The 7761-nt window shown below is 46.0% G+C and carries 6 protein-coding genes, 9 tRNA genes and 2 rRNA genes (1 of these 17 running past the window's edge); 16 read left to right on the top strand and 1 reads right to left on the bottom strand.

The window, feature by feature from the left end; translation table 11 throughout:
• The 12 genes from ACSQ2E_RS22055 to rocF all read left to right on the top strand — a co-directional run.
• A 23S ribosomal RNA gene (locus ACSQ2E_RS22055) occupies positions 1-1311 on the top strand; it begins 1625 nt to the left of the window's first position.
• A 278-nt stretch (positions 1312-1589) separates the two neighbouring features.
• Positions 1590-1706: ribosomal RNA gene (gene rrf, locus ACSQ2E_RS22050) — 5S ribosomal RNA — on the top strand.
• Between the two features lie 8 nt (positions 1707-1714).
• Positions 1715-1789, top strand: a tRNA-Asn gene (locus ACSQ2E_RS22045).
• A 2-nt stretch (positions 1790-1791) separates the two neighbouring features.
• Positions 1792-1864, top strand: a tRNA-Thr gene (locus ACSQ2E_RS22040).
• 19 nt (positions 1865-1883) lie between these two features.
• Positions 1884-1958, top strand: a tRNA-Glu gene (locus ACSQ2E_RS22035).
• A 41-nt stretch (positions 1959-1999) separates the two neighbouring features.
• Positions 2000-2075: transfer RNA gene (locus ACSQ2E_RS22030), tRNA-Val, on the top strand.
• A 104-nt stretch (positions 2076-2179) separates the two neighbouring features.
• Positions 2180-2255: transfer RNA gene (locus ACSQ2E_RS22025), tRNA-Thr, on the top strand.
• A 13-nt stretch (positions 2256-2268) separates the two neighbouring features.
• Positions 2269-2352: transfer RNA gene (locus ACSQ2E_RS22020), tRNA-Tyr, on the top strand.
• A 68-nt stretch (positions 2353-2420) separates the two neighbouring features.
• Positions 2421-2495, top strand: a tRNA-Gln gene (locus ACSQ2E_RS22015).
• Between the two features lie 4 nt (positions 2496-2499).
• Positions 2500-2572, top strand: a tRNA-Lys gene (locus ACSQ2E_RS22010).
• A 44-nt stretch (positions 2573-2616) separates the two neighbouring features.
• Positions 2617-2692, top strand: a tRNA-Ala gene (locus ACSQ2E_RS22005).
• Between the two features lie 256 nt (positions 2693-2948).
• Positions 2949-3851 carry an arginase gene (gene rocF / locus ACSQ2E_RS22000; protein WP_435994173.1) on the top strand — a complete coding sequence of 301 codons (903 nt, stop codon included), beginning with the start codon at positions 2949-2951 and terminating at the stop codon, positions 3849-3851.
• Positions 3852-3907: 56 nt separating this feature from the next.
• Here the strand turns inward: rocF and ACSQ2E_RS21995 are convergent, their stop codons facing one another.
• On the bottom strand, positions 3908-4069 hold the full coding sequence (locus ACSQ2E_RS21995; RefSeq protein WP_034765819.1) for an aspartyl-phosphate phosphatase Spo0E family protein: 162 nt from the start codon (positions 4067-4069) through the stop codon (positions 3908-3910).
• A gap of 166 nt (positions 4070-4235) precedes the next feature.
• On the opposite strand from ACSQ2E_RS21995, the gene sigW reads away from it, so the two are divergent.
• The 4 genes from sigW to ACSQ2E_RS21975 all read left to right on the top strand — a co-directional run bounded on the left by sigW (position 4236) and on the right by ACSQ2E_RS21975 (position 7751).
• Complete coding sequence (gene sigW / locus ACSQ2E_RS21990; RefSeq protein ID WP_098438494.1) at positions 4236-4799, top strand: RNA polymerase sigma factor SigW; 564 nt, start codon at positions 4236-4238, stop codon at positions 4797-4799.
• A gap of 15 nt (positions 4800-4814) precedes the next feature.
• Positions 4815-5444 carry an anti-sigma factor family protein gene (locus tag ACSQ2E_RS21985; protein ID WP_435994170.1) on the top strand — a complete coding sequence of 210 codons (630 nt, stop codon included), beginning with the start codon at positions 4815-4817 and terminating at the stop codon, positions 5442-5444.
• A 236-nt stretch (positions 5445-5680) separates the two neighbouring features.
• A complete protein-coding gene (gene cdaA, locus ACSQ2E_RS21980) occupies positions 5681-6517 on the top strand; it encodes a diadenylate cyclase CdaA (protein ID WP_060674761.1) in 837 nt (278 codons plus the stop codon).
• The gene (locus ACSQ2E_RS21975; protein WP_435994168.1) at positions 6510-7751 is read left to right on the top strand and encodes a CdaR family protein; all 1242 of its coding nucleotides are present in this window, start codon (positions 6510-6512) and stop codon (positions 7749-7751) included. The genes cdaA and ACSQ2E_RS21975 overlap by 8 nt, the downstream gene beginning before the upstream one ends.
• Positions 7752-7761: the final 10 nt, after the last annotated feature.

The raw sequence follows: 7761 nt of genomic DNA, 5'->3' as shown, positions 1-7761 counted from the left end.
AAAGCCTCTAGCGAGGAAAAAGGTGCCCGTACCGCAAACCGACACAGGTAGGCGAGGAGAGAATCCTAAGGTGAGCGAGAGAACTCTCGTTAAGGAACTCGGCAAAATGACCCCGTAACTTCGGGAGAAGGGGTGCTCTGGTAGGGTGCAAGCCCGAGAGAGCCGCAGTGAATAGGCCCAGGCGACTGTTTAGCAAAAACACAGGTCTCTGCGAAGCCGTAAGGCGAAGTATAGGGGCTGACGCCTGCCCGGTGCTGGAAGGTTAAGAGGAGTGCTTAGCGCAAGCGAAGGTGCGAATCGAAGCCCCAGTAAACGGCGGCCGTAACTATAACGGTCCTAAGGTAGCGAAATTCCTTGTCGGGTAAGTTCCGACCCGCACGAAAGGCGTAACGATCTGGGCACTGTCTCAACGAGAGACTCGGTGAAATTATAGTACCTGTGAAGATGCAGGTTACCCGCGACAGGACGGAAAGACCCCGTGGAGCTTTACTGTAGCCTGATATTGAATTTTGGTACAGCTTGTACAGGATAGGTAGGAGCCTTGGAAACCGGAGCGCTAGCTTCGGTGGAGGCATCGGTGGGATACTACCCTGGCTGTATTGAAATTCTAACCCGCGCCCCTTATCGGGGTGGGAGACAGTGTCAGGTGGGCAGTTTGACTGGGGCGGTCGCCTCCTAAAGAGTAACGGAGGCGCCCAAAGGTTCCCTCAGAATGGTTGGAAATCATTCGCAGAGTGTAAAGGCACAAGGGAGCTTGACTGCGAGACCTACAAGTCGAGCAGGGACGAAAGTCGGGCTTAGTGATCCGGTGGTTCCGCATGGAAGGGCCATCGCTCAACGGATAAAAGCTACCCCGGGGATAACAGGCTTATCTCCCCCAAGAGTCCACATCGACGGGGAGGTTTGGCACCTCGATGTCGGCTCATCGCATCCTGGGGCTGTAGTCGGTCCCAAGGGTTGGGCTGTTCGCCCATTAAAGCGGTACGCGAGCTGGGTTCAGAACGTCGTGAGACAGTTCGGTCCCTATCCGTCGTGGGCGCAGGAAATTTGAGAGGAGCTGTCCTTAGTACGAGAGGACCGGGATGGACGCACCGCTGGTGTACCAGTTGTCTTGCCAAAGGCATCGCTGGGTAGCTATGTGCGGAAGGGATAAGTGCTGAAAGCATCTAAGCATGAAGCCCCCCTCGAGATGAGATTTCCCATCACGTAAGTGAGTAAGATCCCTAGAAGATGACTAGGTAGATAGGTCAGAGATGGAAGCATGGCGACATGTGGAGTTGACTGATACTAATCGATCGAGGACTTAACCACATTATAAAGCGGAGGCGGCTTGAACAGAGACGACAAGCATTTCTGGGCAATCAGAAGAGGGTGCTTTTTACCCTCAGCTGATTGAACTGAAATGACCTCGAGTCTCTAGCCGCCGGAGCTGGATTACTGTCTACTTGTAATAGTAGATACAACAATGGTCGATATTCGGCTTTCTTGACATCAATTCTTTATCTAGTTTTCAGGGAATGAATTTTCATTTATACCTTGATTTTTACTGAAAATATTATATAATAATATTTGTCATTGTAAGCAATATGTCTGGTGATAATGGCGAAGAGGTCACACCCGTTCCCATGCCGAACACGGAAGTTAAGCTCTTCAGCGCCGATGGTAGTTGGGGGATCTCCCCCTGTGAGAGTAGGACGTCGCCAGGCCAAATCATTCCGCAGTAGCTCAGTGGTAGAGCTATCGGCTGTTAACCGATCGGTCGCAAGTTCGAATCTTGCCTGCGGAGCCATTGCTTCCATAGCTCAGCAGGTAGAGTGCTTCCATGGTAAGGAAGAGGTCACCGGTTCGAGCCCGGTTGGAAGCTTTTATTTTTTTAAAAAACCGGCCCATTGGTCAAGCGGTTAAGACACCGCCCTTTCACGGCGGTAACACGGGTTCGAATCCCGTATGGGTCACCATTTACTTTTTGAAGAAAAAAGTAAATATATATATACATAACGGAGGATTAGCTCAGCTGGGAGAGCATCTGCCTTACAAGCAGAGGGTCGGCGGTTCGATCCCGTCATCCTCCACCAGGTTTTTTTACGAAAGTAAAATAAACTTCATTGGATTTTGCGTTAGCAAAATATCTTTCCATGAAATGCTTTCATTACGCAGTATTCATCACAAGTTTATATATGCCGGTGTAGCTCAACTGGTAGAGCAACTGACTTGTAATCAGTAGGTTGGGGGTTCAAGTCCTCTTGCCGGCACCATTGTTTTATAGCTGGAGGGGTAGCGAAGTGGCTAAACGCGGCGGACTGTAAATCCGCTCCTTCGGGTTCGGCAGTTCGAATCTGCCCCCCTCCACCATTTTGTATATTTCAGTGTAAAATGGACATCCTATAAATGTCCATTTTTTATGCCATTCACGTAATTATTGGGCTATAGCCAAGCGGTAAGGCATCGCACTTTGACTGCGACATGCGTTGGTTCGAATCCAGCTAGCCCAGCCATTACGAGCCATTAGCTCAGTTGGTAGAGCATCTGACTTTTAATCAGAGGGTCGAAGGTTCGAATCCTTCATGGCTCATCACACATTTTCTCACATCTCTTGGTGTGAGAATTTCTCTATATGGGGCCTTAGCTCAGCTGGGAGAGCGCCTGCTTTGCACGCAGGAGGTCAGCGGTTCGATCCCGCTAGGCTCCACCAAAGATATTTTGCAAATGCAGAAATCTTTATCCGCTAACGAACGAAGCGAAAAAATCATCATACATACGACATGACTGGACCTCGAATCTTTTAGGAGATTTGAGGTTTTTTTGTTTAACTAATATTCTTACACACCCAATCATCAAAAACCCCTCTGTCCACGCATATATATGCACAATCCTGTCCGGTTGAGTCATCGGTCCCACTAGGGATACAATAGGGACAGGACGTAAATTTAGAATAGGGGGAATTTTTGATGAAAAGAAATATTTCAATTATTGGTGTACCGATGGATTTAGGTCAAATGCGTAGAGGTGTGGACATGGGACCGAGTGCCATTCGTTATGCAGGTATTGTTGAGAGACTTGAGAATCTCGGATATGACATTAAAGACCTGGGTGATATCGAGATTGGTCAAGCTGAGCGTGTACATAATAATCCTGATACAAATTTACGAAATTTGAAAGCGGTTGCTGAAGCGAGTGAAACACTTGCCGGTAAGGTGAATGAGGTCATTGACAGCGGGGATTTCCCATTGATCTTTGGCGGTGATCACAGCATTGCGATTGGAACATTGGCAGGTGTTTCCCCTCATTATGAGAATTTAGGGGTGATTTGGTATGACGCCCACGGTGATTTAAATACGGGAGATACATCTCCGTCCGGAAATATCCATGGGATGCCGCTTGCAGTGAGCCTTGGGATCGGCCACGAGGAGTTAACGGGTATCGGGCAAAGTTCTCCCAAGATCAAACCTGAGAACATTGTCATCATCGGAGCGCGTTCTTTAGATGAAGGAGAAAGAGAGTTAATTAAGGAAAAAGGCATCAAAGTGTATACGATGCATGAAATCGACCGCCTGGGTATGACAAGGGTTATGGAAGAGTCCATTGATTACTTGAAGGGAAGAACGGATGGGGTTCATCTATCACTTGATTTAGATGGGTTGGATCCAAGTGATGCCCCAGGAGTAGGCACACCTGTCCTTGGGGGGATCAGCTACCGGGAGAGTCATCTGGCGATGGAGATGCTTGAGGAATCCGGATTGATCACTTCTGCTGAATTCGTTGAGGTAAATCCTATCCTGGATGAAAAGAATAAAACGGCTACGGTTGCTGTTGCATTAATGGGATCTCTTTTTGGAGAAAAGTTACTATAAGTAAATTCAAAAAAGGCTGGAACCCTCTATGGATTCCAGCCTTCATCTATTTTCCTTCAATGGTGCTTGACCACTTGATATTGATTTAACAGATCGTCAAGACGAGTACTCAAATCAACTACTTGCTCATCGGCAAAGGAAGACTTTAATGCTAGTTCGACCATTTGGCGACGGCAGTCTTCAATTTGAAATAATAAATCATTCATTCTTCTCCTCATTTCGAGATCCTCCCGCAATAGAAATAGTAGTTCCTTTATACCCCTTTTCTAATAAATGTAAACACATTTCCCTGAAAATTTGTTAGGATAATAATATAAAATAATTGAAACCTTTTGATAGGGTACTACGTATATAAATATAGCCGCATAGAGCGGAGGTTGTGAAATGGAAGCGTTAGTGAACAAACGGATAAAACAAGTATTGAAAGGTGATCAAAATGCCTTTGCAGAATTGGTCGAGCTTTATAAAGATAAAGTATTCCAAATTTGCTTCCGGATGCTTGGGAATCGTCATGAAGCAGAGGATATCGCGCAAGAGGCATTTATTAGGGCATACGTAAATATAGAGACATTTAATCAAAAAAGAAAGTTTTCGACCTGGCTGTTCAGGATTGCGACGAATCTGTGTATCGACCGGATCCGTAAGAAGAAACCGGATTACTTCCTGGATGCAGAGGTGGCAGGAACGGAAGGATTGACGATGTACTCACAGGTGGCTGCTGATGTTCAGCTCCCTGAGGATGAAGTGGAGAATATGGAGTTGCAGGAGACCATACAAAAAGAAATTTCCAAGTTACCGGAGAAATATCGTTCGGTCATCGTTTTAAAATACATTGAAGAGCTCCCGCTTCAAGAAATCAGCGACATCCTGGATTTACCGTTAGGAACGGTTAAAACGAGAGTACATAGAGGGCGGGAAGCTCTCAGAAAACAATTACGATCACTGTAGAGAGGGTGAGTGAACATGAAGCCTTGTCCTGAAGAAATCATCGACTATATGCACGATTATTTAGATGGAGACTTAAATAGGGAAAAAGAAGAAACGCTGAAACATCATTTGCAGGAATGCAGTGAGTGTCAGCATCATTTCCATGAGCTGAAAAAAGCGATTGCGTTTGTACAAAGCACATCTCATATCAGTGCTTCTGCAGACTTTACAGATAAAGTCATGGCGGGGTTACCGAAAGAGAAGAAGAAGGTAGGGGTACAAAGATGGTTCCGTCACCACCCGCTACTTACGGCTGCGGCCCTGTTCCTTTTCTTTATGACAGGAAGTTTCCTTACCTCCTGGAATGATGAGGACTTCTCATTTACGAAAAATACTAAATTAGTCGTTCAGGATCATACGGTTGTCGTACCTGAGGGGGAAGTCGTCAAGGGTGACTTGACCGTCCGGAACGGAGATGTGAAAATAGAAGGAAAAGTCACAGGGAACGTGACCGTCATCAACGGTAAGCAATATTTGGCTTCTGCAGGCAGTGTGACAGGAGAGATCCATGAAATCGATGAGGCGTTTGAGTGGCTTTGGTACCAGATCAAAAAAGGGGCTAAAGACACGTTGGATTGGGGAAATTCGCAACTTGAAGAAAAGTAGGATAAAATAGAGGGGATGGAATGTAAGGTCCGTGCCTAAAGGGCTGACACTTATGATGTTCGTGTCAGTTTTTTTTATGTAAAAACGTGAGTTCATGAAGAGAAAAGAAAGAATCATGAAGCCGTGGGTGTCTTTCATTTGATAGTGATAAAATATGCTATAATAGGAACGTTACGAAAATGGAGAAGCCACACATGGCGGCTTACGCTTTCGATTAAGCTATTGGAGGATGTAATATGCCGTTTATCGATATTTTTTCGGATTACTCCGCGCTGGATTATGTCTCTGATATAGTAGATATACTCGTTGTATGGTTTGTAATCTATAAACTGATCATGCTGATAAAAGGAACGAAAGCAGTACAATTATTAAAAGGTATTTTTGTCATCATCATTGTAAGGGGCCTGAGTAGTATCTTTGGTCTCGATACACTGGGGTGGATGATGGAACAAGCCCTCACGTGGGGATTCCTTGCGATCATCATCATCTTCCAGCCTGAACTCCGCAGGGCCCTCGAACAGCTTGGTCGGGGACGCTTGTTCTCAAGGACAGGAATGCAGGAGGAAGAAGAGCAGGAGCAGATGATTGAATCCATGACAAAAGCCGTAAGCTATATGGCAAAGCGCCGGATCGGGGCCCTCCTTACTCTTGAGAGGGAAACGGGGATGAGTGATTATATTGAAACAGGTATACCCCTTGATGCGAAAATTTCGTCCCAGCTGCTCATTAATATCTTCATCCCGAATACACCACTCCATGATGGAGCGGTGATTGTGCAGAAGAATCAAATCGCAGCCGCTGCGTGCTATCTTCCGTTGTCAGAAAGTCCTTTCATCTCTAAGGAACTGGGGACGAGGCACAGGGCCGCACTTGGTGTCAGTGAAGTGACAGACAGCATCACCATTGTTGTGTCGGAAGAAACGGGAGCTATCTCCATTACGAAGAATGGAGAGTTGCATCGCGACCTCTCTCTGGAGCGCTTCAGGGAAATTCTTACGTTAGAGCTCATTGGCGATAAGACGAATGCTTCCTCGACAAAATGGAGCTTTAGGGGGAAGAAAGAAAATGGATAAATTCATGGAAAGCCGTTGGTTCATGCGTATCGTCGGACTCATGTTAGCCTTCATTCTTTATCTATCCGTGAACTTTGACGATATTCAGAAGACGGCTAATAATAGTAACGGTACGTCCCAGAATGCGATTGAAACGATCCAGGATGTCCCGCTTGAAGTGTTCTACGATAGGGAGAACTTGGAAGTGTCAGGCTTGCCGGATACGGTGAATGTGACCGTGGAAGGATCAAAAGCGATTGTCCAACAGACGAAAACCCTGAAAGACTTTCAAGTATATGTTGATTTAAATGATATCGGAATAGGGGAACACCGGGTGGATATCCAGGTTCAGAACATATCTGATAAATTGGATGTAAAGATCGACCCTGATTTCGCCAATATTTCCGTCCAGGAAAAGGTCACGGAAGAATTCACCATTGAACCTAAATTCAATGAGAGTATTCTATCGAATGGATATGAGGCAGAAGGTCTTGCCGTGGATCCGAAATCCGTGAAGGTGACAGGTTCAAAGAATGAAGTAGAGCGGGTTGCCTACGTCATTGCCACACTCGATGTAGATGAAGAGATCAATGAAAATGTGACAAGGGAAGCCAGGGTGCAGGTACTTGACCGAGAATACAACAAATTGGACGTCCAGATAGACCCTGAAGTGGTGGATGTGACCGTGTCAGTTGTGAATCCGAGTAAGGCCGTACCAGTCACCATTAAACAAAAGGGAAGTCTTCCGAAGGGTACTACCCTTGAGTCGATTTCAGTAGAACCTAAAGAGGCAACGGTCTTTGGAAGGCAGGATGTACTCGACACAGTGGAAGAACTCCTGGCAGAAGTCGATCTTTCCAAGATCACGAAGGATTCGACCATTACTGTACCACTCGCCCTCCAGGATGGATTGAATAAAGTGGCTCCCGAGGAAGTGAAAGTCACAGTTGATGTGAACACTACCGAGGAAAAGAGCTTATCTGGAATCGAACTCAAACCTGAAGGATTGGCTGACGATTATGAGTACACCATCATGGAACCTGAAAACGGTGTAGTGGATGTGGCACTGAAAGGTGAGAACGAAGAAGTGAGTAATGTTAAGAAAGAAGATTTCTCTCTCGCTCTCGATCTTTCAGGGCTCGAACCCGGAGAACATGAGGTAGAAATAGAAGCGGATGGGCCGGAGAATGTTGAATGGACCCTATCGCAAAAAAAGGTAAAAGTAGAAATCAAAGAAAAGAACACATCAGCATAAGAGCTGTAAA

Source organism: Rossellomorea sp. LjRoot5 (assembly GCF_964253455.1).
GTDB lineage: Bacteria > Bacillota > Bacilli > Bacillales > Bacillaceae_B > Rossellomorea.
The sequence above is the reverse complement of the archived record's forward strand: the minus strand, read 5'-3'. Positions and strand labels throughout refer to the sequence as shown.